This is a genomic window from Kitasatospora sp. NPDC059648, from assembly GCF_042734825.1.
Taxonomy (GTDB): Bacteria; Actinomycetota; Actinomycetes; order Streptomycetales; family Streptomycetaceae; genus Kitasatospora.
Window position 1 is genome coordinate 137,188 of the sequence record NZ_JBHWDU010000009.1, and the last position, 24,202, is coordinate 161,389.

The window sequence follows — 24,202 nt, forward strand, 5'->3', positions numbered from 1 at the left end:
CGCCCCGGCCTGCCCGGTAGCCGTGACCGTCGTCCCTGGAGGAGCCGTGCCCCGCCCCGCCCCGTGGTTCTCCCGCCTCGCCGGTCTGGCCTCGCAGTTCGTCCCGCCGCCCGCCGGCAAGCCCGCCGTCCCGGTCCGGGCCGTACCGGAACGCGCCGTTCCCGGCCTGGCCGGGCTCCCCCGCGCCGCCTGGCACCGGGTCCGCACCGAGGCCTTCGGGGCCGAGCCGAAGGGCGAGCGGCTGGCCCGGATCCGGCGCTCGCCCCAGTTCTCCGACGGCGCCTTCCGCAACCCGGTGCCGACCCGCCGCCTGGTCTACGAGCGGAGCCCGCTGGAGATCACCCTCGCCCAGCTGAGCGCGGACAAGACCCGCCGGTCCCCGGCCGCCGCCGTACCGGTGCACCGGCTGCTCCCGGTCGACCTGGCGAACCCGCCGGCCTCCGGGCTGCGGCTCACCTGGCTCGGTCACGCCACCGTGCTCGCCGAGATCGGCGGACGGCGCGTCCTGCTCGACCCGGTCTGGGGCGAGCGCTGCTCCCCCTTCGACTGGACCGGGCCCAAGCGGCTGCACCCGGTGCCGCTGCCGCTGTCCGAACTCGGGCCGGTGGACGTGGTGGTGATCTCGCACGACCACTACGACCACCTCGACATGGGCACCGTACGGGCCCTGATCGGCAGCGGCGCGGTCTTCGCCGTACCGCTCGGGGTCGGGGCGCACCTCGAACACTGGGGGGTGCCGGCCGGGCGGATCGTCGAGCTGGACTGGTGGGAGTCGGCCGAGGTCGCCGGGCTGACCGTGACCGCCACGCCGGCCCGGCACTACTGCAGCCGCGGTCCGCGCACCAGCACGCTGTTCCTGTGGGCGTCCTGGGTGGTGGCGGGGGGCGGGCACCGGATCTTCCACAGCGGGGACACCGGGTACTTCCCCGGCTTCACGGAGATCGGGCGCCGGCTCGGCCCGTTCGACGCCACGATGGTGCAGGTCGGTGCGTACAGCGAGTTCTGGCCCGAGGTGCACATGACCCCCGAGGAGGGTGTTCAGGCGCACCTGGACCTGGGCGGGCAGCTGATGCTGCCGATCCACTGGTGCACCTTCAACCTGGCGATGCACCCCTGGGAGGAACCCGCCGAACGCGTGGTCGCCGCCGCCCAGGCGCTCGGCGCCCACCTGGCCGTCCCCCGCCCCGGCAAGCCCTTCGAGCCCGTCGACCCGCCGGCCCTGCGGCTGTGGTGGCGCGCCGTCGCGGCCAAGCCGCGCGGCGTCGAGCCGCTGGCCGCGGGGCGGCCGGAGGGGCGGGAGCGGGTGACGGGCGTCGGCGAACAGATTTCAAACACTGTCAGCTGAATTCCGTCCGCTGAATTCCGTTCGCTGAAATCTGTCAGCTGTCGTCTGCTCGCCGCCGCCGTCGCCGCCTCCCCCGCTCAGCCCGCGAGGACGTCCCGCAGCGCCCGGGCCTCCTTCGCCACCCGGCCCGACCCGCCCCTCTCCGCCGCCGCCGTCACCTCGGCCAGCGGCCCCCGCGCCCCGGTCCGCCGGGCGCAGTCGGCGCCGAGGCCGACCAGGTCACCCAGTCCGCGCACGGACGGCTCGGCCGCACCCAGCAGCCCCGGCAACGCCGCCCGGAGCACCGACCAGACCGTCCCGTACGCGCCGGTCTGCGCCGCCAGGCCGAGCGCCGCCACCAGCCGGTTCGGCTTGACCGAGCCCGTCCCCACCAGCTCGCCCAGCTCTCGCCCGAGCAACCCGCCGTCCAGGTCCCCGCGCGCCGCGAGCACCAGCAGCGCGTCCACCGCCCCGGTCCGGTCCTCGGGGTGCCGGGCGCCCAGCCCGTACGCGACCACCAGGTGCGTCGCCAGACCGGCCGGGCCGCCGGACTCCGCGAGCAGCGGCAGGTACCGGCCCGCCCCGCGTTCGTCCCGGTCGGCCCCCGCCGCGAAGTGGTCGAGCCAGCGCGCGGCCAGCTCCTCGCGGTGGTGGGGCAGCATCGCCGTCCAGTGCCGGACCGGCCGCCAGGCCCAGTCGTGCTCGGCGCGGGCCCGGGAGACGCTGGGCTCGGTCGGCTCCAGGAGCTTGCGGAACTCCGGGGCGAGCCGCTGCCCGGCCGGCCCCTCCGGGCCGGGGCCGGTGCCCGGCTGGGCGACCGCGATCCGCCGGAGGTCCTCCCACCAGCGGTCCAGGTAGGTGTGGCCGCGCTTCGAGCCCCGGCCGGGCGCGAACAGCACCCGTTCGGAGGGCTGCCCGGGCAGGCCGCCGGTGCGCAGCCAGTGCGCCAGCCACCGCCCGGCCGGCGAGGTGAGCGCCTCGGCGGCCCGCAGCACCTCCCGGTCCGCCCCCTCCCGGTCCGCCACCGGCCCGACCCGCAGCAGGGCCGCGCAGAGGTCGGCCTCGCCCGGGATGACGCCGGCTGCCTCGTACCCGGCGAGGCGCCCGACCAGCACACCCGGCTCGATCCCACCGGTGACATCGGTCGGGGTGGCGAGCAGGTACGGCGGCCGGTAGGCGGTCACCTGCCAGGCGGCCTCCTCCAACCGGGCGGCGAGGACGGCGCCGTGCGCACTGGCGCGGGAGGTGCGCAGCGGAGTGCGGCCGGTGCCGCTGAGGGCGTCCCAGAGCCGGCGCGGCGGCGTCTCCCCCGCGATCGCGGCCACCACGAACAGCACGTCGCGGGGTGTGCAGTCCGCCCATTGCGCGACTCCCCGCCAGGGGTGCGCCCGGCGGACCGGTTCCAGCGCCCGGAGCAGCCCGGCGCGGTCCAGGTGGGCCTGCCGGACCAGTCCGTCCAGCACCCGTTCGAAAGCGGCGACCTCGGGCTCCCGGGCGACGAGCAGTGCGGCCAGCTCCTCGGCCAGCTCGGCGGCCGAGCCGATCGGCGGCCCGACCGGGGACGGCTCGGTCACCGGCGGCAGGATCTCGTCCCGCCCGGTGTCCGGCCCGTCCCCCTCGCCGCCGCCGACGGGCGCGCCGAACAGCCCGCCGGCCCGCGCGTGGTGGACGGGGTTCAGCAGTCCGGCGGCGCGATGCAACTCGGGCAGCACGGCCTCCCCCGCCGCCCCGAGGTGCCGGGCCACCACGTTGAGTGCCCGCTCCTGGACGCCCGTGTCCGGGTGCCCGAAGGCCTCGGCCGCCGCGAGCACCACCGGGCCGGAACGTCCGGGCGCCCGCCGGGCGGCCTTCTCCAGCATGCTCAGCTGAGCCCGCACCAGCTTCTTCTCGGTCCGGAACAGCACCACCGACGAGGCCTCGACGAGCGCCTCGGGCCCGATCAGCCCGGCCTCGTCCAGCCGGGCGAGCACCTCCTGGGCGTGCGCCGCGATCGCCGACAGGCCGTCCAGCAGCGCCAGCACGTCCCGCAGCCGGGCCGCGTACTCCCCGGGCGTCGGATCGAGTGCCCGCAGCACCTCCAGGAAGGCCCGCTGGTCGGCCGGCTTGCCGCCGCGCAGCAGCCGGGCCAGGCAGCGGTCCAGCAGCTCGGTCCGGTCCACCGACCCGGCCGCGGCCAGTCCGGCGATCGCCTCGGTCCAGACGTCGCCGGGGCGCGGGCTGCTTCGTTGCGTCAACTGCCAGCTGACGTCGGAGAGTTCGAGGAGGCGCGGCAGCAGTACCGGGGCCAGGGCGTCGGCGCGCAGCCGATCGACCAGGGGCGGCCGCGGGCCGTACTCGCGGGTCAGGCCGTCGAACCAACCCCGGACGAAGGGCTCGTCCGTCGGCACCGGGCAGCCGGTGCGCCGGACGATCGCCTCCGCGAGCGCGTGCATCGACGAGCCCCAGGAGCGCGCCGTCCGCGCGGCGAGCCGGGTGGCCACCTCGATCTGCCACTCCGGCGGCTGCGCCTCGACGACCTCGTGCAGCGACGGGTGCCCGGCCCAGTCGCGGGGCCCGAAGTCGGCGCCGCCGAGCCAGCTCGCCGCCCCGGCCGGGCCGGCGTGGCACCCGGCCCCGGCGACCAGCAGCGCACCCTTGGCGTCGGCGGCGGACCGCGACCGGTCCTGGCGCAGCTCCTTGCGCAGTTCCTTGAGCCCGGCCAGGCAGGTCCGCCGCTGGGCCCGGTCCAGCCCGGCCAGCAGCGCCGGCACGGCCCCGACGAACCCGCCCCGGACGGCCGCGAGCAGCTCCTCGACCGGCCCCGGCCGCTCCAGCGCGGTCTCCTTCCCGGAGCTCATGCGCCCGCCTCCCGCACCATCGCGACGGCCAGCGCGTGCTTGCACGGCCCGCGCCCGCCCCGGTACTTGCCCCACCACAGGCAGGTGCAGCTCGTCCGCCCCGACGCGTCCGTGCGCACCCGCTGGACGTGGTCGTCCACCGTGACGACAGCCGTCGCCCCGGCGCCTTCCAGCCGTACCGCGCCCGCCGCGACCAGTTCCCGGGCGGCCCGCAGCCGGGGGTTGGCGGCCTCGGCGCGCCCGGAGTCGTACGGGAGCCGGCGGTGGAAGTACGCGGCCTCGGCGGTGTCGTAGCCGATCTGCCCGGCGGTGCCCAGGCGGGTGAGGGCGGCTCGGACCCGCTCGGCGCTCAGCCCGGACTGCTCGGCGAGCTCGGCGACCTCGATCCGCGGCTCCCAGGCCAGCAGCACCGCGACGAGTTCGGCGTCCCGCTCGGCCGTCCCGGTGGCGAGCGCGCCGAGCACGCCGCCCTCGCCGGAGAAGCCGCGTGAGGCGTCGGGCGAGAGGGTCAGGGTGAGCCGCATGCCGGGCAGCGCCACCTCCCAGGCCGAGGCCGTCGGTTCGCCGGCCGCGACCGGCCCGTACACCCGCAGGGCGAGCGCGTGCCGCAGCACCCGCCGCAGCGCGACCAGCCGCTCGGGGCCGGGCAGGCAGACCGCGCCGGGCACGGGGCGGGTGGTGGGACGCAGGGTGCGCACGGCCGGGACGACCCAGCCGACGCCGGCGCGCCCGCCGCGCGGCAGCGAGCGCAGGAAGCGGACGGCCTCGGCCGCGGTGAGTTCGGCGCGCAGGTCGAAGCCGGCGGCGATCACCTGGGTCTCGGCGAAGCCGCGCAGCCAGCGCTCCGGCAGTGGCACCTTCTTCTCGACCAGCGGGCCGTCGAAGCAGGTGACCTCCAGCGCGTCCGGGCCGACCGCGAGGTGCAGCGGGTCCGCCGGGCCGATCCTGGTGAGCGCCTCCCGCAGCGGGTCGTTGACGTCCACGTTGGTGGTGCCGTGGCCGATCTCGTCGCCGTCCAGCCCGGCCCGGAGGACGTCGAGCCGGGCGTACACGCCGCAGCAGCCGGAGAAGGACTCGAAGCGCAGCCGGTCCCCGTCGGCGGTGACCACCGGGTCGAGCGAGGCGCGCAGCCGCGGCTGGTGGTAGCGGGCGGCGGCCACGTCCGCGACCGCGAGCAGCGCGGCGGCCGCCGGCGCCGGGTCGGCCAGGAAGCCCGCGAAGAACCGCGGGTGGGCCTGCGCCCCGAGCGGGGTGGCGCCGCCGGAGGTGGCCAGGTCGAGGCTCTTGCCGGCGGGGCCGTCCAGGACGGCCGACGGGCGCAGATAGGCGTACGCGTGTCCGGATTGCGTCATGCGGAGCACGCTAGGTGGCGGGACTGACAGCTCATCGACCCATGCCTTTGGTGAAACGCGTTCTACTAGACCTGAGCGTTATCCAGGTCACACCACCGCACGGTTGGCTTCTGCCACTATGAACCGGTGACCGACCTGACAGAACAGCAGAGGCCGACCGATCAGGCGCCCGGCCCGGCCGCCCCGTTCGCCGAGCTGCTGGAGATCGAGCGGCTGGACGAGAACACGTTCCGGGGCCACTGCCACGCCGGTGCCCCGATGCGCGCCTTCGGCGGCCACGTCGCCGCCCAGGCCCTCGCCGCCGCCGGACGCACCTGCCCCGCGAAGCGCGCGGTGCACTCGCTGCACGGCTACTTCATGCTGCCCGGCGACCCGGCCCGGCCGATCGACTACCAGGTCGACCGGCTGCGCGAGGGCTTCACCTACACCACCCGCAGGGTCCGGGCGGTGCAGGAGCGGAGGGAGATCTTCAACCTCACCGCCTCCTTCAAGCTTCCCGAGCCGGCCGCCGGCGACCGCCACCGCGGGATGCCCCCGCTGCCCGTCCCGGAGAGCCTGCCCGACGCCTTCTCCCACTGGGACGAGGAACTGCGCGCCGCGATCAGGAGCACCGACGGCTTCCGCGACCTCGAACTGCGCTTCGTGCCGCCGGACGCCCCGGGCGTCCCGCCGGCCGTGGCCGGGATGCCGCAGCAGTTCGTCTGGCTGCGCATCGCCACCCCGCTTCCGGCCACCGAGTCGCTGCTGCACACCTGCGCGCTCACCTACCTCTCCGACCTCACCCTGGCCTCCACCGCCGGTCTGCACGAACAGCCGAACTTCTTCCAGCGCACCGAGCCGCCCCGGCTGCTGATGACCTCGCTGGACCACGCGATGTGGTTCCACCGGCCGTTCCGGGCCGATGAGTGGCTGCTGTTCGCCCAGCGCAGCCCGTCCGCCTCGGACGGCCGCGGCCTGTCGCTGGGCGAGTTCTACGACCGGGACGGCCGACTGGTGGCCTCGGCTGTCCAGGAGGCGCTGATCCGCAGGCTGCCGTAGCGCTCGCCGCCCCCTGCGCTCGGACACCCCGGCGTTCGGACACCCCGGCGCTCCGGCGCTCCGCCCGCCGCCCGGAGAGCCGCCGGACACCCCGGCGCGCCCCCGGAGGAAGCCCGGTTGCCACCGGGCGAACGGAAGGGGGCCGGTCGGCGTCATACTCCTGAGCGGCCCCGGCCCGTATCATGGTGCGGGTGACCAAGGTTGACCTGTCACCACGGCCGGTGGAGGCGATGTCTCCGCGTCAGCTCGAACGCCGCGAGAGCCTGATCGCGGCCGCGCTCGCCCTGGTGAACGAGATCGGCGTCGAGCGGCTGCAGATGAAGCAGGTCTGCGAGCGGTCCGGAGTCGCCCTGGGGACGGCGTACCGATACTTCTCCTCCAAGGACCACCTCCTGGCGGCGGCGATCGCCGAGTGGCACCGCCTGCTGCTGGCGGACCTGGTGGCCGAACTGCGGGGGCCGCGCGCCGGACTGGGGGCCACGGACCGGGCGGTGCGGTTCGTCCGGGGCGGGATGCGGGCGTACCAGCGCCAGCCCGAACTGGCCCGGCTGCGCGTGGCCGTCGCCGCCTCCACCGATCCCTTCGCCAGCGAGGCGCTGCAGGGCATGGCCCGGGCCGACAGTGCCGCCCTCCAGGCGGTGACGGCCGAGGTGCCGGCCGCCGCCAGCGACCTGGTGCGACACATCGTCGCGCACGCCTGGCAGGGCGAGCTGACCGCCTGGGTGACCGGCCGCACCACGCTCGGGGACGCCCGACGGCGACTGGAGGACGTGGTGCGGCTGGTGCTGACCCCGTACGAGACCCACTACCCGGCCCCGTACGAGGTCCAGTCCACCGGCTGAGCCGGGAAGGCGGAGGCGCTCAGACCACCGTCACCGGGTGCGCCACCACCGCGCCGAACAGGTAGCCCTCGCGGTTGAAGGCCTCCCGTTCGGGCTGGGTGGCGCCCCCGCGGTCCGTCGCGCGGGCGCGCAACTCGTAACGGCCGGGCCTCCCGGGGTGCCAGACGGTGCTCCAGCGCGTCCAGTCACCGGCGCACGGCTCCTCGTCCAGCTCGGCGGTCCGCCAGCTCAGACCGCCGTCCGTGCTCACCTCCACCTGCCGCACCGGTGCCGTGCCGGACCAGGAGCGCCCGTGCAGCCGGTGCTCGCGTCCGGCCTCCAGCCGCGCGCCCTCGGCCAGTTCGAAGGCGGACTTGACCACCTGGGTGGTGAGCGCGGCCCCGCCGCCGGGCGGGTGGCCCGGGCCGAACATCCGGTAGAAGACGGTGTTCCACGGCGAGTGGAGCGGGTGGTCGGCGACCTCGATGCTGCCGACCCACTTGATCGAGGCGATGCCGACCCAGCCGGGCACCACCAGCCGCACCGGCGCGCCGTGGTCGGGGGTCAGCGGCTCCTCGTTCATCTCGTACGCTAGCAGCGTGTCGTCCAGCGCCTTGGCGATCGGCAGCGGGCGGCGCACCGGGCCGTAGTTGGTGCCGTCGAGGACGTAGTCCGGGTCCAGCCCGGTGGGCAGCACGTCCACCGCGGCACCGGTCAGCCCGGCGGCCCGCAGCACCTCGGCCAGCCGGACGCCCCGCCAGCTCGCCGAGCCGATGCTGCCGAGCGTCCACGGCGTGCCCGGGGTGAGCCGGCCCTGCTGGCGGTGGAAGTAGCTGCGGCCGTTGCCGGCGCACTCGATCAGGGCGTGGATCCGGGTGTCGGGCAGCGCCCGCAGGTCGTCCAGGGAGAACTCCACCGCCCGCTGCGGCGCCGGGGCGCCGTGCAGACCGCTGCCGAACAGCTTCAGCCGCCAGCCGACCGGATCGATCAGCGGGGTGCTGGTGTGGTTGCGGACGAAGAACCGTTCCACCGGAACATGGCGGCCGACGACGGCCCGGCCGTCGGCGTCGCGCAGCGCCTCCCAGCGCATCTCGGCGTTGGTGTCGCGCCGGACGAACCACTGGGCAGGCAGCGGCTTGACGATTCCGGGCACGTTGACGATTCCGGACACGGGCCTGGGCACCTCCTCGGCGACCGCCCGGCCCGGGGCGAACACCGGAGCGGCCAACGCGGGCACGGTGAGCGCCCCGGCGACGGAGCGCGGCGGCATCCGGACGGCACTGTCCGGATGGCGCTCCACACCCCAGCGTAGGTGCTCCGGCCCGTTCCGTGACCGGCGCGGACGCCCGGGCTTGCCGCTTGACCTTCTCACCGGTGTGAGTACCTAGCTTTCCCGGTGTCGGAACGAGCGCCCGCCCGGGCAGCCCGTACGACGACGCAGTCCGTCCCGCCGAGGAAGCACCGAGGAGCCCCCGTGCCGTCCACCGCCCCCGCCCCCGCCCCGCTCGCCCGGATCGTCCAGGGCTCCGGCCCCGGCCTGCTGCTCGCCCACGGCGCCGCGGGCAGCGCCCGGGACAACTGGGGCCCGCTGCTGCCCGACCTCGCCGCGCACCGCACCGTCGTCGCCCCCGACTACCCCGGCTCCGGCGACAGCCCGTACGAGCCCGCCGAGCCCGGCCTGGACGAGTACGCCGACCGGCTGGTCGCGGCCGCCGAGGAGGAGGGCCTCGACACCTTCGACGTGGCCGGCTTCTCACTGGGCGCCGCCGTCGCCGTCCGGATCGCCACCCGCCACCCCGGGCGGGTGCGCTCGCTGCTGCTGATCGCGGGCGTGGCCGGCGGGTCGGCCCGGCTGAGCGCCCTGTCCGAGCTCATGGTCAGGCTCCGCGACCGGCCCGCCGAGCTCGCCGACCTGATGCTCACCGTCGTCCTCGGCCACAGCTGGGTGGACGCGCTGCCCGCCGACCAGCTCGCGGCGCTGCGCGAGGGGCTCCGGTCCCCGTTGCCGGCCGGCTTCCCGCAGCAGTTCCAGCTGGCCGCCCGGACCGACGTCCGCGCGGAGTTGGCCTCGATCGCCGTGCCCGCGCTGGTCGTCGGCGCCGCGGAGGACATGCTCGTCCAGCCGTCCCAGCACCGCCTGCTGGCCGAGGGCATTCCCGGCGCCCGCTTCGTCGAACTCCCCTCCGGTCACCTGCCGATGGTCGAGGCACTGCCCCAACTGCGCGATGTGGTGCTGGAGTTCCTGAAGAACTGAGCCGGGGGAATCCGGGCCGGGGACGGGCGAGGCCGGGAACACCCCCGCGGCGGCCGGCGTTGACCCGACCATGCGCATCGGAGAACTCGCCCGCCTGACCGGGGTTTCCGCCCGCCTGCTCCGCTACTACGAGGAGCAGGGCCTGCTCCGGCCCGCCCGCACCGCGGCCGGCTACCGCGAGTACGGCGAGGAGGACACCGTACGGGTGTGGCAGATCCGCAGCCTGCTCGCGGCCGGCCTGCCCACCCGGATCATCGCCGAGATCCTGCCCTGCGCCACCGGCCCGGTGCCCGCCCTGACGGCCTGTCCGAGCCTGCTCGCCACCCTTCGCGGCGAACTCGCCGACCTGGACGCCCGGATCGAGGACCTCACCCGTAGCCGCCGGGTGCTCTCCCACTACCTGGCGACGGCGCACGCACCGAGCGAGGAGCAGGCGGCCTGACCGGACGGGCCTGACCGGACGGGCCTGACCGGACGGGCCGGGCCCGCCGTCCTGGTCACGCTGCCCTTCGTCGTGCCGATGCCGCTGCCGTGCGGGTCCCCGGTGAAGGAACCCAGCGAGGGGCCGGCCGCCGGCCCCTCCCGTTCCACAACCGCCCACGGCCTGCGGGACGCCGTGCGGCCGGCCGTCAGCGAGGCCCTCGCCGAACCCGGACGGCCCCGCTGACCAGCGCATACGCCCCGCCCGCGGGTCTGGTGGGGCGTATGCGGCCAACCGACGCCCAACCCCCGCCCGGACTTCACCCGCGCGTACCGACCGTTCACACCGCGCTGGAACCCTTCCTGCCATGAACGCCAGCCCTCAGGCGCCCTACCAGGAACCGCGCTTCCCGCTCCCCCAGCGCCACCGCCGCCTCCTCGCCTGCACCGCCGTCCTCGCCTCCATCGCCCTGGGCACCCTCGGCGTCGGCGCCACCGTGGAGACCGTCCAGCACGGCCCGCTCGCCACCGCCACCGCGAGCAAGTAGCCGACGCCTGCCGCGGGGAACCAGGGTCAGCCTCCAGTTGAAGATCGTTGCGTACTACGATTACCCCGCAACACGACGCGAAGGGGACGCGGTGGCGCGGGTTGCGATCATCGGTGGCGGTATCAGCGGGCTGGGGACGGCGCTCATGCTCGGCCGACGGGGCCACACGGTCACGTTGTTCGAACAGGACATCCGGCAGGCCCAGGAGGACCTGGACCAGGACTTCTACCGGTGGAACCGGCCCCGCGTCCCGCAGGCCAACCAGCCCCACTCGTTCCTCGCACCCGTACGCACCGTGCTGCGCACCGAGGCCCCGGACGTCTACGCGGACCTGCTGGCCCGCGGAGCCCGGGAGTACCACGACTTCGACTGGTTCGACGAGCGCCCCCCGCACCGGGCCGGTGACGAGGAACTGGTGACCCTGCGCACCCGCCGCATCGTGCTGGAGGCCGCGCTCACGGCAGCCGTACGGCGGGAACCCACCGTCGAGATGCGGCGGGGCACCCGGGTGATCGGCCTCACCGTCGAGGCCGGCGACCCGCCCCGGGTCGCCGGCGTGCGGACGGACGCCGAAACCCACCCGGCCGACCTCGTCGTCGACGCGGCCGGCCGCCGGTCACCGGTCCCCGGCTGGCTGGTCGCGGCCGGCTGCCGCCCGCCGGTGGTCGACAGCCACCGCACCGGGATCACCTACGTGTGCCGCTGGTACCGCCTGCGCGCCGACGGCCCGCGCGACCCCGGACGGGTGAAGACCGGCTCCGCCGCCGGGTTCGCGCTCGCCGGCGTCTTCCCGTCCGACAACGACACCTTCGCGCTCAGCATGGTGCTCTCCACGGGCGATCCCACCCGCGGCGCCCTCACCGCCCCCGCCGTGTTCGAGGCCCTCCTCCGGCGCTTCCCCGCCTGTGCCGCCTGGCTCGACCTCGATCCCGAACCCCGGTCGCCCGTCCTGGCGATGGCGGGCCTGGACAACCGCTGGACCTCCCTCGCCGACCACACCGGCCCCGTCGTCACCGGCCTGGTCAACGCCGGGGACAGCCTCGTCCACACCAATCCGACCCTCGGCCACGGCGTGGCCCTCGGACTGCGCGCCGCCCAGTACCTCGCCGGGCACGCCGACCAGGTCGCCGCCGACCCCACGGGCTACCACGCCTGGACCACCGGGACCATCCGCCCCTGGTTCGACGCCCAGGTGACCGCCGACCGCACCAACGAGCAACGCCTCAAGGACGGTCCGGCCCTCCCCGACCGCCGGGCCGCCGCCCTCGCCGCCTGCGCCTTCGACGACCCGGTCGTCATGCGGGCCCGCGCCCACGTCCGCCACCTCGTGCAGACCCCCGACGTGGCCTACGCCACCGAGGAAGTCGACCAGGCCGTCACCACCTGGCTCGCCGCCCGGCCCGACTTCACCCCCCACCACGACGGCCCCACCCGCGACGAGTGGGACGCCCTCATCCCCGCATGACCTTCGCCGCGGCCCGGGCGCGGCCCGCGTGCCCGCCGCTACGCGCGCATGCCCTCGTGGGGCGGGGGTGGAGCAGCAGGACGGGAGTGGCGGCCGGTGCCGGGGGTGGGCCGGAGGTCGGGAGCCGGGGCGTAGCGGGCGGCCGGGGGGCGCAGGAGCCAGGTGGTGCGGGGAGTGGGGGTGATCAGGTTGAGGCGGTGGAGGAGGCCGAGGGCGTCGCGGCGCAGGGCGGTGCGGTCGGCGAGGTAGCGGGCGGGGAGGTCGTGGTCGTCGGCGATGTCGCCGAGGGCCCCGTCTATCAGCGCGTCGGGGATCGGGACGTCGCCGCCGGTGTCCTCGCCCGGCAGCGGGCGGACCTCCTCGACCAGGCGTTCCACCAGCAGCAGGGTGGCCTGGGCGAGGGTGCCGGCACCCGGGAGGGCGAGGTCGGTGAGTTCGGCGGCCGGGTCGAGCAGGGCGACGCCCTCGGCGCGCAGTTCGGCCTCCAGCCCGAGGAATTCGGCGAGCGCGGCCGGGCCGCTGAGCCGGTGCTCGCGCAGCCACTCGCGCTGGTCCTCGGGGAGGTCGGCGGCGAGGACGGCGGGCGTCTCGGCGAGGAGGCGGCGCACGGCCGTTCCGGGCTCGGCCTCGGCGGCGCGCCGGATGAGGTCGGCGGCGTCGTCGGCGAGCGCGGGCGGGCCGGCCGGGACGGCGCGGGCGAGTTCGCGGTCGACCGTCAGCACGAAGGCGGTGTCGCCCGGGTCAGTCGGCAGTTCGCCCAGCACCTGCCAGTCGGCCAGCGCGGCGAGCGCCATGTCGAGCGCCGCGTCGGCTCCCTCGCCCCCCTCGGCGACGAGCTCGGGCGCGGCCGCCCGCATCGCCCGGAGCAGACGCCCGTACGGGAGTTGCTCGGGGGCGTCGACGAGCAGGGCGAGCGCGAGCGCGAGCCGGGCATAGCCGGCCGGGGTGAACGGGGCACCGGTGGCGGGGTGTTCGAGGCGGCGGGCGGCGCCGGGGCCGAGGCCGGCCTTGCAGAGCCGGGCGTGCCAGGGGCCGACGACGAGGCGGTAGCCGAGCAGGGTGTCGAAGCGTTCGGTGAGCCAGTCGCGGTGACGGCGGATCAGCGGGAAGCCGTCGGCGTGCGGGCCGGACGCGGTGACCAGCGGGTGGGCGAGCAGCAGCCGGGCGGCGATGCGGCGTTCGGCGTCCGGCAGTTCCCCACCGGAACGGTCCTGCACGTCGCAGGGCAGCTCCGGGAGTCCAGGGCTGCGCTCCGGCCTGCGGTGCCTGCCGGGCCCGCCCTGCTTGGCGCCTGACCGGACGACGGGCAGTGCGGCGGCGTCGCGGCGGGCGCGGCGCAGGCCGCCGTCGGTGCGGGCCTCGCGGGCGCGCGGGACGGCGGCGTGGGCGGTCGGGCCGTGCCACCAGCTGACGGCGGGCTCTCCGGGTGCGGCGGCGGCGCCCAGGTGGCGGGCGGGGTAGAGACCGAAGGAGGCGGTGCACAGGTCGTCCGCGGTGCCGGGGGTGGCGGCCGCGAACCAGTGGGCGAGCCGCAGCAGTCCGGGGTCGGGCGAGAGCTCTTCGGCGGAGGCCTGCGGGTCGTCAGCTCCGTTGTCGGCCACGGCGCCGCCGGGGCCGGCCTCGCGGTCGGACCGGCACGCGGCTCCGCGTTCGGCTCCACGTTGGGCTTCGCGTACGGCGAGGACGGCGTCGGCGGGTCCCCGGCCTGCCCCGCCCGCGCGTCCGTCCGGCCTGCCGGCGGCCACCCGGGTGGCGCCGACCGCGTACTCCTGCTGCTCCATGTCGGGGTCAAGACTAGACGGTGACGGGTCACCCGGTGGCAGCAACCGCCCTCCTGAGGAAGTCTCCGCAGGAGCCCTCGAACCGGCCGCCCGCCCTCCGCTCCCCCGGCCGGGCCGTCACAGCCCGTGCCCCACGCGGGTTACGCACCGGTAACCCGGTCTTCCCCCGCCCGAGCGGCTCCCGTAGGGTCGGTGGATCTCCCCAGCCGAGCGACCTCGGAGGCACTCCCCGCATGAGCATCCGTACGACCACCCGCGCCGCCGGCCTCGGCGGGCGCCTGCGTTCGGCCACCGGCCTGCTCGGCGGCTTCGCGGCCACCTCGGCGGCGCACCTGGGTTCGATCCTGTCCGGGGCCTCGGTGCTGCGGAACGCCACCAAGCCGGCCCTGATGCCGCTGCTGGCCGCGCACAGCGTGTCGGCGGCGACCGCCGCCGGGCGGGAGGCGCCGAAGCTGCTGGCCCCGGCGCTGCTGGCGAGCGCGGGCGGGGACGTGCTGCTGCAGCTGAAGGACGACACCGCGTTCCTGGCCGGCATGGGCTCGTTCGCCGCCGCGCACGTCTGCTACGTCACGATGTTCGTCCAGCGCGGGGCGTTCACCGACCGCCGGCGCACGCTGGTGGTCGCGGCCGCCTACGCGGCGGCCTGGGTGGGCCTGGTCGGTCAGCTCTGGCCGGACCTCGGGGGGCTGAAGGTCCCGGTGGCCGGGTACAGCCTGCTGCTCACCTCGACGGCCGTCACCTCGGCCGGGCTGGGCTGGCGGACCGGGCTGGGCGGGGCGCTGTTCCTGCTGTCGGACACGCTGATCGCCACCCAGCTGGCGAAGTGGCGCGAGCTGCCGGGGCATCAGTTCTGGATCATGGCGACGTACGTGCTGGCCCAGTACCTGCTGGCCAGCGGCATCCTCCGGCACGAGGAGCGACAGGAGCCGCAGGAGCCGCACGAGCAGCAGGCGCTTCTGGCGCAGCCGGCCGTCTGACGCGTCGAGGCGCCGCCGGTCCCGTCAGGGTCCGGCGGCGCGACGCGCGGGCGCGGAGGGAGCGGGGCCGTCAGCCACTGCGCCTCCGGAGCAGCCAGAAGCCGCCGAGGCCGCCCGCGACCAGCGCCAGCCCTCCGGCCAGCTCGGCGGGGTCCGCCGCGACCGAGCCGCCGAGGCCGGTCTCCACCGCGCCGTGCGGGGCGACCTGCTGGCTGCCGGCGCCGGACTGGCCGAGCGAGCCGGCCCACTCCCCGGCCGCCTTGCCCCAGTCGCCGAGGCCCTTGTCGGGGCCGGAGGCAGCGACGGTGGTGACGGTGACGCTGGTGGAGAAGGCGCCGCCGTCCGGGCAGGTGCCGTCGACCTTGCTGTTGCCGTTGTGCTGGGAGGCCAGCCGGGCGGAGCCGGTGTGCTTGCCGTCGGCTCCCAGGGTGAGGGTCGCGGGGCCGCCCTCGAAGGCGGCGGAGTGGGCCGTGATGGTCTTGGCGTCGGGCCTGTCCGACTTCTCACAGGAGACCGCGACCGTCACGGTCTGGCCCGGTGCGGCCTGGGACGGGCTGACCGAGGCCGCGCCGTCCCGGGCTGCCGCGAGGGGGGCCGTCAGACCGGTCAGCACCGTCGCGCCGATCAGAGCGGCGGCGGCCGTACGCATGGGGCGCATGCCGGAACCTCCGGGATTCTCGGGCACAGCCGGGGACTCCCATGTCCACGTGGTGTTTCAACTGCACCCGGTCATTCACCGACGGTAGGCAGGGGCTCCGGGCCCGGCCACCGCTCAGGACCGTTCGAGCGACGGCCCGTCGCGCATCGTGACCGATCGTGACCATCGGCGCGGAGCCCTGCCCCCTCAGAGGTCGAGGTCCACCACGACCGGGGCGTGGTCCGAGGTGCCCTTGCCCTTGCGGGCCTCGCGGTCCACGTAGCTGTCGGTGACGGCGTCGACGAAGGGCTTGTTGGCGTAGGTGAGGTCGATCCGCATGCCCCGGTTCTTCGGGAAGGCCAGCTGGCGGTAGTCCCAGTAGGTGTAGGGGCGGTCGTACTTCAGCGGGCGCGGCACCACGTCGTGCAGGCCGATCTCGCCGAGGGCCTCCAGGGCGGCGCGCTCGACCGGGGTCACGTGGGTGAGGCCCTCGAAGGCGGCGACGTCGAAGACGTCCTCGTCGGTGGGGGCGATGTTGAAGTCGCCGAGGACGGCGAAGGGGCGCGGGCCGGCCGCGTCCTCGGTGGCGGCCTTGCGCAGCGCCTCCAGCCACTCCAGCTTGTAGCGGAAGTGGGCGTGGTCGACCTCACGGCCGTTGGGCACGTAGACCGACCAGACCCGGACGGGGCCGCAGGTGGCGGCGACGGCGCGCGGTTCGACGTCGGGCAGCAGCGCGCCGTCGGCCAGGTAGCCGGGCTGGCCGGGCAGATCGCGCACGACGTCCTCCAGGCCGAGCCGGGAGACGATCGCGACGCCGTTCCAGCGGCCGGTGCCGTGCGCGGCCGTCTCGTAGCCGAGCTCGCGGACCTGCTCGTACGGGAAGGCGTCGGCCGCGCACTTGAGCTCCTGGAGGCAGAGCACGTCGGGCTTGGCGCTCTCCAGCCACTCCAGGAGCTTGGGCAGCCGCGCGGTGACGGAGTTGATGTTCCAGGTGGCGATGCGGACGGTCACGGCGGGCGGCCTTCCCGGTGGTTCGGTCGGTGCGGACGGGGTGGGCGCGCCCCCGGAGGGAGGCCCACCCCGAACATACCGTCCGGCACTGACAACCCGGCCCGGTCAGGCGCCCGGGCGGGCGTCCGCACGGGTCAGCGCGAGGCCGCGGGCCGCACCACAGCGGCCGAGCCTCCGCCGCGCCGCACCGGTTCGGCGGCGGCGACCCAGCGGCCGTCCGGCAGCCGTTCCACGCCGGTGGCGGCACCGATCTCGCCGCCGTTGGTGAACTTGTGCCCGAGGGCCTCCAGCTCGGCCCGTTCCGGCAGTGCCAGGAAGCCCGGCTCGGCCTGGGTGACGGCGGAGTTGCGCTGGCTGGCGCGCGGCGCGGCGATGGCCTGTTCCAGGCTCAGCCCCCGGTCGAGGCGCCCGAGCAGGACCTGGAGGGTGGTGGTGACGATGGTCGCGCCGCCGGGGCTGCCGGTGGCCAGCAGCGGCTCGCCGTCGCGCAGGACGACGGTCGGGGACATCGAGGAGCGCGGCCGCTTGCCCGGACCGGGCAGGTTCGGGTCGGGGACGCCGGCGGTGAGCGGTGCGAAGTCGAAGTCGGTCAGCTCGTTGTTGAGCAGGAAGCCCCGACCGGGGACGGTGATGCCGCTGCCGCCGGTCTGCTCGATGGTGAGGGTGTAGGAGACGATGTTGCCCCAGCGGTCCGCCACCGTGAGGTGCGTGGTGTTGGGGCCCTCGTAGGGCTCGGCGACGCCCTGGCCGGTGTCGGCGCAGTCGGCCGGGTGGCGCGGGTCGCCGGGGGCGAGCGGGCTGGTGAGGGCCCGGTCGGGGCTGATCAGGCAGGCCCGGGAGGCGGCGTAGCGCTCGGAGAGCAACTGCTTGGTGGGGACGTCGCTGAAGGCCGGGTCACCGACCCAGCGGTTGCGGTCGGCGAAGGCGATCCGCGAGGCCTCCAGGAAGTGGTGGTAGTACTGCGTGCTGCTGTAGTCCGAGAGGTCGCCGTCCTCCAGGATGTTGAGCGCCTCGCCGACGGTGGTGCCGCCGGAGCTGGAGGGGGCGATCGAGTAGACGTCGTAGTCGCGGTAGGCCACGTGGGTGGGCGCCTGGCGGCGGACCTGGTAGGCGGCCAGGTCGGCGGTGTCGACCTTCCCCGGCCGGGCGTTGCGGCCCGAGGCCGGGTCGACCGGCGGGTGCTGCAGGGTGTTGACGATGTCCTTGGCCAACTCGCCCTGGTAGAAGGCCTTCACGCCGTCCTTGGCGAGCAGCTCGTACGTCGCGGCGAGGTCCGGGTTGCGCAGGACGGAGCCGACCTCCGGGGGCTTGCCGTTCGGCAGGTAGAGCTTGGCGGTGGCCGGGAAGTCCTTGAACCGGTCGTAGTTGCCGGCGGTCTGGCCGCGGAAGGTGTCGTCGACGACGAAGCCGTTCTCGGCGATCCGCTCGGCGGGTTCCAGGGTCTGGGCGAGCGAGCGGGTGCCCCACTGGCGCAGCGCGGAGTCCCACGTGGCGGGGGTGCCGGGGACGCCGACGGACAGGCCGCTGGTGACGGCGTCGGCGAAGGCGAGGGGCTTGCCGTCCTCCAGGAACAGCCCGCTGTCGGCGGTGCGGCCGGCCACCTCCCGGCCGTCGATGGTGTGCACCCGTCCGGTGGCGTGGTCGTAGTAGACGAAGTACCCGCCGCCGCCGATCCCGGACGAGTACGGCTCGGTCACCCCGAGCGCCGCGGCCACGGCCACCGCCGCGTCCACCGCGTTCCCGCCCTTGCGCAGCACCTCGATCCCGGCGGCGGTGGCGTCGGCGTCCGCGGACGCCACCGCCCCGCCCCACCCCACCGCCTCCGGCACCTTCGGCGGCGGCGCCGCGGCCCCGGCGGGTCCGGTGGTGGCCCAGACCAGTGCGGTGGCGAGCAACAGTGGTGGCGCGAGACGGGTCAGAGCCCTCATCCGAGTCCTCCTGAGTCGACGTCAACTCACCAGTTGTTCCACAGGAGCGGTAATCCGACAACCACACCGCACTTCTACCCATGGGTAGTTGACCTGACGACAGGACCGGGCACTTCAGGAGGCCGACGGGCGGCAGCCGAGGCCGACGACTGACAGCTGACAGCTGACGACTGACAGCTGACGACTGACAGGTTTCAGCGAACAGATGACGTCATCTGTTCGCTGAAACCTGTCTTCCGAAAGTGGTCAGCCGTCAGCCGTCGGCCGCCCCCGGCCGCACCCCCGCTACAGCGCGCTGCGCTCCACCCGCCGCCGCTTGATGGTGCGGAACCGCCGCGCCACCTGGCGGGCCAGGTCGGCCGCGCCGACGAGGCCGGCCTCGTTGCCGAGGGCGGCGTGGACGATGGCGGCCTCGGGCCGGAAGCCGCGGCCGGTCAGGGTGCGGCGGAAGGTGTCCCGGGCCGGGCCGAGGAGGAGGTCGCCGGCCTCGGAGACTCCGCCGCCGATGACGAAGCGTCCGGGGTCGAGGCCTGCGGCGAGGTTGGCGATGCCGACGCCGAGCCAGGTGCCGACCTCGTAGAGCAGCTCGACGGCGGTCGGGTCGCCGTCCTGGGCGGCCTCGGTGACCAGCGGGCCGGTGATCCCCTCGACCGTCCCCCCGGCGCGGGCGAGCAGCGGCTGCACCACCGGGGACTCCTCGGCGACCAGTTCGCGGGCGTCCCGCACCAGCGCGTTGCCGGACGAGTACTGCTCCCAGCAGCCGCGGTTGCCGCACGGGCAGCGGTGCCCGCCGGGCACCACCTGCATGTGCCCGAACTCGCCCGCCAGGCCGTACTTCCCGCGGTCCACGTAGCCGTCCCGGACGACCGCGCCGCCGATGCCGGTGCCCAGGGTGAGCATCACCATGTGGTCCTCGCCGCGCCCGGCGCCGAAGCGCCACTCGGCCCAGGCGGCGGCGTTGGCGTCGTTCTCCACGATCACCGGGAAGCGCAGCCGCTCGCTGAGCGCCTGCTGGAGCGGTTCGTTGCGCCAGTTGAGGTGCGGGGCGAAGAGCACCCGGGAGCGGTCGGCGTCGACCCAGCCGGCCGCGCCGACGCCGACCGCGTGGACGTCGTGCCGGTCGGCGAGCTGGAGCACCAGCTCGACGATGACGTCCTCGACGACCTTGGCGCTCTTGCTCTTGTGCGGGGTGTCGGTGCGCAGCTTCTCCAGCACCTTCCCCTCACCGTCGACGACCCCCGCGACCACCTTGGTGCCGCCGATGTCGACGCCGATGGTGGGCAGCCGCAGTATCCCCGCCGGCAGGGCGCGGCGGCGGCGTTCGGCCCGCGGGCCGAGGCCGAGCAGGGTGGGCAGGACGGCCGGCCGGGTGGTGCCTTGGGGGCTGGTCACGGCTGCGGACGCTCCTCACGGGTCTCGCGGGTCTCACGGGTCTCACGCAGAACGGGGGAATCGAGGGGCTCGGCGGTGGACGGCCGGGCCAGCTCGTGCGAGAGCTCGGCGAGGTCGGAGCCACCGGCCATCTCGGTGGTGAGCTGTTCCAGGCCGATCTCGGCGCGCGGGTGGCTGCCGGCCATCCGCCCCCGCTTGAGCAGGGTGAAGTGGTCGCCGACGAGGTAGGCGTGGTGCGGGTTGTGGGTGATCAGGACGACCCCGAGCCCGGCGTCGCGAGCCGCGGTGACGTACTTGAGCACCACCCCGGACTGCTTGACGCCGAGCGCGGCGGTCGGCTCGTCCAGGATCAGCACCTTGGCGCCGAAGTGCACGGCGCGGGCGATCGCCACGCACTGGCGCTGCCCGCCGGAGAGGGTGCCGATCGGCCGGTCGACGTCGTGCAGGTCGATGCCCATCCGCGCGAGCGCCTCGCGGGTGGTGGCGCGCATGCCGTCGGAGTCCAGCCGCAGGCCGCCCCAGCGGCGCATGCCCCGTTCGGAGCCGAGGAAGAAGTTGCGCCACACCGGCATCAGCGGGACGACGGCGAGGTCCTGGTAGACGGTGGCGATGCCGAGGTCCAGAGCCTGGCGCGGGGAGTCCAGCCGGACCTCCTCGCCGCCGACGGTGTAGGTGCCCTCGTCGTGCTGGTGCAAGCCCGCGATGATCTTGATCAGGGTGGACTTGCCGGCCCCGTTGTCACCGAGCACACAGCTGATCTCGCCGGCCCGCAGGGTCAGCGAGACGTCCTGCAGCGCCCGGACCGTCCCGTAGGTCTTGCCGACGCCGACCAGGGAGAGGAGCTCGCCGCCCGGGGTGAGTTCGTCGTTCATCGCGGTCCCCGTTCGGCCCGGCGCTTGACGTACGCGTTGAGCAGCGCGGCCAGCAGCAGCATCGCGCCGAGGAAGAACTTGAACCAGTCCGGGTTCCACTGGGCGTAGATGATCCCCTTGCCGGCCATGCCGAAGATCAGCGCGCCCAGCGCGGAGCCGACCACCGAGCCGTAGCCGCCGGTGATCAGGCAGCCGCCGATGACGGCCGCGACGATGTAGATCAGCTCGTTGCCGACGCCCTCGCCGGACTGCACGGTGTCGAAGGAGAACAGCAGGTGCTGTCCGAGCACCCAGGCGCCGAAGCCGACGCCCAGGTAGAGCACGGTCTTCGTCCGGGCGACCGGCACGCCGACCGCGCGGGCGGCGGCCGCGTCGCCGCCGACGGCGAAGATCCAGTTGCCGAAGCGGGTGCGCAGCAGCACCCAGCTGCCGACCACGAGCAGGCCGAGCCACCACCAGACGGTGGCCTTGATCGCCAGGCCGCCGATGTTCACCTCGGAGGCGAACAGCAGGCGGCAGGTCTCGAACCCCTGCATGTCCGCGATCGACTTGGTGGAGACCGTCCCGGAGACGGCCTTGGTGACGCCGAGGTTGGCGCCGGTCAGCATCAGGAAGGTGCCCAGGGTGACGATGAAGCTGGGCAGCTTCGTGCGGCCGAGCATCCAGCCGTTGAACCAGCCGATCGCCAGCGCGGTCGCCAGCGAGACCAGGACGCCGACCCAGGTGACGGCGGTGAACTGGTAGGAGACCATCGAGGAGGTCAGCGCGGCGGTGGTGACCAGCACGCCGGCCGACAGGTCGAACTCGCCGCCGATCATCAGCAGCGAGACCGGCACGGCCATGATCCCGATGGTGGAGGCCGCGTAGAGGACGGTGCCCAGCGAGGAGACCCGCAGGAAGGGCTCCGCCGCGGCGGCGAAGACCGCGAACACCGCGACGGCAGCGATCAGCGAGCCGAGCTCGGGGCGGGCGAGGAGCCGCCGCAGGGCCGCCGGGCGGTCCTGGACGAGCAGGTCGGGGGTGGTGGAGGCGCTCACCTGGTCCCCCTCGCGACGTACTCGGCGAGCGCGTCGGCGTTGTCCTTGGTCAGGATCTGCGGGCCGGTCGCGACGGGCTTGCCGCCGCCGAGCATGTCCAGGTTGGACTTGTACAGCCACAGCAGGTCGACGCCCTCGTAGCCCTGGAGGTAGGGCTGCTGGTCGACGGCGAAGCCGACGCTGCCGGACTTGAGCCCGGCCACCACCTGCGGTCCCAGGTCGAAGGTGTCCAGCTCGACGCTGCGGTGGGCGTCCTGGACGGCCTGCAGCCCGGTGGCGGCCATCGGGCCGGAGAGGGTGAGCACGGTGTCGACGGAGGGGTCGGCCTGGAGCTTGGCGGAGATCGCCGCCCGGGCGTCGGGCATGTCGACGCCGTTCACGTAGAGCACCTGGAAGCCGCCGCCGGCCTTGGACTGGGCGCCGGAGCAGCGCTCCTCCTGGCCGACGTTGCCCTGCTCGTGGATCACGCACAGCACGTTCTTGCGGCCTCGCGAGGCCAGCTCCGCCCCGGCTGCCTGACCGGCCGCGGACTCGTCCTGACCGATGTGGGTCAGTGCACCGAACTTCGCGGAGAACTCCTGACCGGAGTTGATCGTGATCACCGGGATGCCGGCCGCCTTGGCCTTGCCGAGCACATCGGCCATCGCGTCGCCCTTGGCGAGGGTGACGAGCAGGCCGTCGACCTTCTGGTCGATCGCGGCCTGGACGAGCTGGACCTGGTTCTGGGTCTGCGCGTCGTTGGAGTACAGGAAGGTGATGTTGTCCTTGGCGGCGGCCTGCTCGGCGCCCTTGCGCACGCTGTCCCAGAAGGCGTCCCCGGCGCCGGCGTGGGTCACCATGGCGACCTTCCAGCGCGGGGTGGTGACGGCGCTGCCACCGGCGGCCACGGCCTTGGCGCGGGCCTCCTCGGCGCGTCTGCCTCCGGTACTGCTGCAACCGGCCGCGGTGACCGCGAGGGCCAGGACGGCGCACACGGGCCAGAAGCGGCGGGACGGGCGAAAGCGGGTAGTGCTCATCCCCATAGTCTCTCTGGCCCGGTCGCGCGGGATCGCACCGCCTCGCCCGGCGGCACGGACGGGCCGGGCGGTAAGGTGCCCCGGGGGACCTTCCTGGAAGTTCGCTGAACATCTGGTCCGGAGCACCGCCGTCCGGGTGACAGACTAGGCGCCGACCCGAAGCGGGAACAGCCCGGAAACGTGATGTTCCTCTCAGGTTCCGCACAGATTCGGACGGCAACCGATCATCGGTTCTCAGCCGTCTGATGCCATTGACGTGCGTTCGGGCGACTGGGGCCCGGGCGGCGAGCGACCCGGATACGAGAACTCGATGGAACTGACAGGTACGCCATTCTTCATCCTCACCGTCATTCTTGTGCCGGTGTCCATCACAGTGGCGCTGCTGTTCTGGGGGAAGGTGCGCGGCCCCCAGCCGGTGCGCACCCTGTCCCGGATCGTCATGATCATGTTCTGCCAGGTCACGGCCGTGCTGATGGTCTTCGTGATGGTGAACAACGCGAACCTGATCTACGGCAACTGGGACGACCTGCTCGGCACCGGCGACCACGTCCGCGCGGTGCCCTCGGTGCCGCCGGTGGACCCGGCGGGCAACGGCCAGGCCGGCGAAGCCGCCAAGCAGACCCCGAAGGTGCTGCAGAAGTTCGGCGGGGTGAACGACCCGGCGGTGCCCGGCGACGTCCAGAAGACCGAGCTCAAGGGCCAGGTGTCCGGCGTCGACGGCGAGGTGCTGGTCTGGCTGCCGCCGCAGTACAACGACCCGGCGTTCAAGGACAAGAAGTTCCCGGTGGTCGAGTTGATCCCGGGCTACCCGGGCTCCTCCTCCACCTGGTACGGCACGCTCAAGGTCTCCGAGCAGCTCAAGCCGCTGATGCAGCAGGGCAAGGTCGCGCCGTTCATCCTGGTCTCGCCCCGCACCCTGCTGCTGGGCAGCCACCAGGACGCGGGCTGCACCGACATCCCCGGCAAGATCAACGCGGACGCCTGGATCACCCGCGACGTCCCGCAGATGGTGATGGACAACTTCCGCGCCGACCCGTCCGCGGACCGCTGGGCGATCGCGGGCTACTCGGCCGGCGCCCACTGCGCGGCCAAGCTGTCGCTGGCCCACCCCAACCGCTACCGGGCCGGCATCGCGATGTCCGGTTACAACGACCCCGGAGTCGAGCCGGACTCGCTGGTCGGCAAGGACCCGAAGCTGCGCGAGGCCAACAACCCGGTCAACATCCTCAAGACCGCCCAGCAGCCGCCGAAGGTCGCCCTGCTGGTCAGCGGCGCCAAGGGTGACGGCTACGAGGACGGCCAGGCGGTCGCCGCCGTGGCCAAGGAGCCGACCAAGGTCCAGGTCGAGGAGAGCACCGGCCCGCACACCACCGAGATGTGGAAGAAGATGGTCCCGAGCGCCTTCGAGTGGCTGACCGGAATCATCCCGGCGCAGTGACCGACCGTCACGACCGACCGGTGGGGTGACCGACCGTCACGGCCGAGGGCCCTG

At 74.6% G+C, this 24,202-nt stretch carries 20 protein-coding genes; 9 read left to right on the plus strand and 11 right to left on the minus strand.

Annotated features, from left to right (window positions below; all coding sequences use genetic code 11):
- Positions 1-166 precede the first annotated feature (166 nt).
- Positions 167-1,345, plus strand: a complete 1,179-nt coding sequence (locus tag ACFV1W_RS08760) for an MBL fold metallo-hydrolase (RefSeq protein WP_380414443.1) — start codon at positions 167-169, stop codon at positions 1,343-1,345.
- A 77-nt stretch (positions 1,346-1,422) separates the two neighbouring features.
- On the opposite strand, the gene ACFV1W_RS08765 is transcribed toward ACFV1W_RS08760, so the two are convergent.
- Both ACFV1W_RS08765 and ACFV1W_RS08770 read right to left on the minus strand, forming a co-directional pair.
- Positions 1,423-4,161: a DUF6493 family protein gene (locus tag ACFV1W_RS08765; protein ID WP_380414404.1), complete on the minus strand. Its 2,739-nt coding sequence runs from the start codon at positions 4,159-4,161 to the stop codon at positions 1,423-1,425.
- On the minus strand, positions 4,158-5,513 hold the full coding sequence (locus tag ACFV1W_RS08770; RefSeq protein WP_380414406.1) for an SWIM zinc finger family protein: 1,356 nt from the start codon (positions 5,511-5,513) through the stop codon (positions 4,158-4,160). The genes ACFV1W_RS08765 and ACFV1W_RS08770 overlap by 4 nt, the downstream gene beginning before the upstream one ends.
- 126 nt (positions 5,514-5,639) lie before the next feature.
- Here ACFV1W_RS08770 and ACFV1W_RS08775 point away from each other — a divergent pair, with 126 nt between their 5' ends.
- Positions 5,640-6,551 carry an acyl-CoA thioesterase gene (locus tag ACFV1W_RS08775; RefSeq protein WP_380414407.1) on the plus strand — a complete coding sequence of 304 codons (912 nt, stop codon included), beginning with the start codon at positions 5,640-5,642 and terminating at the stop codon, positions 6,549-6,551.
- 191 nt (positions 6,552-6,742) lie between these two features.
- The gene (locus ACFV1W_RS08780) at positions 6,743-7,393 is read left to right on the plus strand and encodes a TetR/AcrR family transcriptional regulator (protein WP_350512702.1); all 651 of its coding nucleotides are present in this window, start codon (positions 6,743-6,745) and stop codon (positions 7,391-7,393) included.
- A 19-nt stretch (positions 7,394-7,412) separates the two neighbouring features.
- Here ACFV1W_RS08780 and ACFV1W_RS08785 read toward each other — a convergent pair whose 3' ends face one another.
- Positions 7,413-8,642 (minus strand): sulfite oxidase, encoded by a 1,230-nt coding sequence (locus ACFV1W_RS08785; RefSeq protein ID WP_380414409.1) that lies wholly within the window; start codon positions 8,640-8,642, stop codon positions 7,413-7,415.
- Between the two features lie 204 nt (positions 8,643-8,846).
- On the opposite strand from ACFV1W_RS08785, the gene ACFV1W_RS08790 reads away from it, so the two are divergent.
- The 4 genes from ACFV1W_RS08790 (at position 8,847) to ACFV1W_RS08805 (ending at position 12,059) form a co-directional block, all read left to right on the plus strand.
- On the plus strand, positions 8,847-9,626 hold the full coding sequence (locus ACFV1W_RS08790; protein WP_380414410.1) for an alpha/beta fold hydrolase: 780 nt from the start codon (positions 8,847-8,849) through the stop codon (positions 9,624-9,626).
- Positions 9,627-9,696: 70 nt separating this feature from the next.
- On the plus strand, positions 9,697-10,068 hold the full coding sequence (locus ACFV1W_RS08795) for a MerR family transcriptional regulator (protein WP_380414411.1): 372 nt from the start codon (positions 9,697-9,699) through the stop codon (positions 10,066-10,068).
- A gap of 346 nt (positions 10,069-10,414) precedes the next feature.
- Complete coding sequence (locus ACFV1W_RS08800) at positions 10,415-10,594, plus strand: hypothetical protein (RefSeq protein ID WP_380414412.1); 180 nt, start codon at positions 10,415-10,417, stop codon at positions 10,592-10,594.
- A 91-nt stretch (positions 10,595-10,685) separates the two neighbouring features.
- Positions 10,686-12,059, plus strand: coding sequence for an NAD(P)/FAD-dependent oxidoreductase (locus tag ACFV1W_RS08805; RefSeq protein WP_380414414.1), 1,374 nt, complete (start codon positions 10,686-10,688; stop codon positions 12,057-12,059).
- A gap of 38 nt (positions 12,060-12,097) precedes the next feature.
- Here ACFV1W_RS08805 and ACFV1W_RS08810 read toward each other — a convergent pair whose 3' ends face one another.
- Positions 12,098-13,840, minus strand: a complete 1,743-nt coding sequence (locus ACFV1W_RS08810) for a DUF2398 family protein (protein ID WP_380414416.1) — start codon at positions 13,838-13,840, stop codon at positions 12,098-12,100.
- Positions 13,841-14,073: 233 nt separating this feature from the next.
- Between ACFV1W_RS08810 and ACFV1W_RS08815 the strand changes: the two genes are divergently transcribed.
- Positions 14,074-14,817, plus strand: a complete 744-nt coding sequence (locus ACFV1W_RS08815) for a lysoplasmalogenase (RefSeq protein ID WP_380414418.1) — start codon at positions 14,074-14,076, stop codon at positions 14,815-14,817.
- Positions 14,818-14,887: 70 nt separating this feature from the next.
- Here ACFV1W_RS08815 and ACFV1W_RS08820 read toward each other — a convergent pair whose 3' ends face one another.
- The 7 genes from ACFV1W_RS08820 to ACFV1W_RS08850 form a co-directional block, all read right to left on the minus strand.
- Positions 14,888-15,475, minus strand: coding sequence for a hypothetical protein (locus ACFV1W_RS08820; RefSeq protein WP_380414419.1), 588 nt, complete (start codon positions 15,473-15,475; stop codon positions 14,888-14,890).
- A gap of 186 nt (positions 15,476-15,661) precedes the next feature.
- Positions 15,662-16,465 (minus strand): exodeoxyribonuclease III, encoded by an 804-nt coding sequence (locus tag ACFV1W_RS08825; protein ID WP_380414421.1) that lies wholly within the window; start codon positions 16,463-16,465, stop codon positions 15,662-15,664.
- 134 nt (positions 16,466-16,599) lie between these two features.
- On the minus strand, positions 16,600-18,393 hold the full coding sequence (gene ggt, locus ACFV1W_RS08830; protein ID WP_380414422.1) for a gamma-glutamyltransferase: 1,794 nt from the start codon (positions 18,391-18,393) through the stop codon (positions 16,600-16,602).
- Between the two features lie 285 nt (positions 18,394-18,678).
- Positions 18,679-19,785, minus strand: coding sequence for an ROK family glucokinase (locus ACFV1W_RS08835; RefSeq protein WP_380414424.1), 1,107 nt, complete (start codon positions 19,783-19,785; stop codon positions 18,679-18,681).
- A complete protein-coding gene (locus tag ACFV1W_RS08840) occupies positions 19,782-20,657 on the minus strand; it encodes an ATP-binding cassette domain-containing protein (protein WP_380414425.1) in 876 nt (291 codons plus the stop codon). The genes ACFV1W_RS08835 and ACFV1W_RS08840 overlap by 4 nt, the downstream gene beginning before the upstream one ends.
- Positions 20,654-21,694 carry an ABC transporter permease gene (locus ACFV1W_RS08845; RefSeq protein ID WP_380414427.1) on the minus strand — a complete coding sequence of 347 codons (1,041 nt, stop codon included), beginning with the start codon at positions 21,692-21,694 and terminating at the stop codon, positions 20,654-20,656. Before ACFV1W_RS08845 ends, ACFV1W_RS08840 begins: the two co-directional genes overlap by 4 nt.
- Entirely contained in the window at positions 21,691-22,710 is a 1,020-nt protein-coding gene (locus ACFV1W_RS08850; RefSeq protein ID WP_380414429.1) for a sugar ABC transporter substrate-binding protein, read from the minus strand. The genes ACFV1W_RS08845 and ACFV1W_RS08850 overlap by 4 nt, the downstream gene beginning before the upstream one ends.
- 361 nt (positions 22,711-23,071) lie before the next feature.
- Here ACFV1W_RS08850 and ACFV1W_RS08855 point away from each other — a divergent pair, with 361 nt between their 5' ends.
- Positions 23,072-24,148, plus strand: a complete 1,077-nt coding sequence (locus tag ACFV1W_RS08855; RefSeq protein WP_380414431.1) for an alpha/beta hydrolase — start codon at positions 23,072-23,074, stop codon at positions 24,146-24,148.
- Positions 24,149-24,202: the final 54 nt, after the last annotated feature.

What these genes read in the sequence shown, in the direction of transcription:
- ACFV1W_RS08765 (WP_380414404.1), bottom strand. Translation starts at nt 4,161, where the DNA reads ATGAGCTCCGGGAAGGAGACCGCGCTGGAGCGGCCGGGGCCGGTCGAG.
- ACFV1W_RS08795 (WP_380414411.1), top strand. Translation starts at nt 9,697, where the DNA reads ATGCGCATCGGAGAACTCGCCCGCCTGACCGGGGTTTCCGCCCGCCTG.
- ACFV1W_RS08850 (WP_380414429.1), bottom strand. Translation starts at nt 22,710, where the DNA reads ATGAGCACTACCCGCTTTCGCCCGTCCCGCCGCTTCTGGCCCGTGTGC.
- ggt (WP_380414422.1), bottom strand. Translation starts at nt 18,393, where the DNA reads ATGAGGGCTCTGACCCGTCTCGCGCCACCACTGTTGCTCGCCACCGCA.
- ACFV1W_RS08815 (WP_380414418.1), top strand. Translation starts at nt 14,074, where the DNA reads ATGAGCATCCGTACGACCACCCGCGCCGCCGGCCTCGGCGGGCGCCTG.
- ACFV1W_RS08810 (WP_380414416.1), bottom strand. Translation starts at nt 13,840, where the DNA reads ATGGAGCAGCAGGAGTACGCGGTCGGCGCCACCCGGGTGGCCGCCGGC.
- ACFV1W_RS08820 (WP_380414419.1), bottom strand. Translation starts at nt 15,475, where the DNA reads ATGCGCCCCATGCGTACGGCCGCCGCCGCTCTGATCGGCGCGACGGTG.
- ACFV1W_RS08785 (WP_380414409.1), bottom strand. Translation starts at nt 8,642, where the DNA reads ATGCCGCCGCGCTCCGTCGCCGGGGCGCTCACCGTGCCCGCGTTGGCC.
- ACFV1W_RS08770 (WP_380414406.1), bottom strand. Translation starts at nt 5,513, where the DNA reads ATGACGCAATCCGGACACGCGTACGCCTATCTGCGCCCGTCGGCCGTC.
- ACFV1W_RS08840 (WP_380414425.1), bottom strand. Translation starts at nt 20,657, where the DNA reads ATGAACGACGAACTCACCCCGGGCGGCGAGCTCCTCTCCCTGGTCGGC.
- ACFV1W_RS08800 (WP_380414412.1), top strand. Translation starts at nt 10,415, where the DNA reads ATGAACGCCAGCCCTCAGGCGCCCTACCAGGAACCGCGCTTCCCGCTC.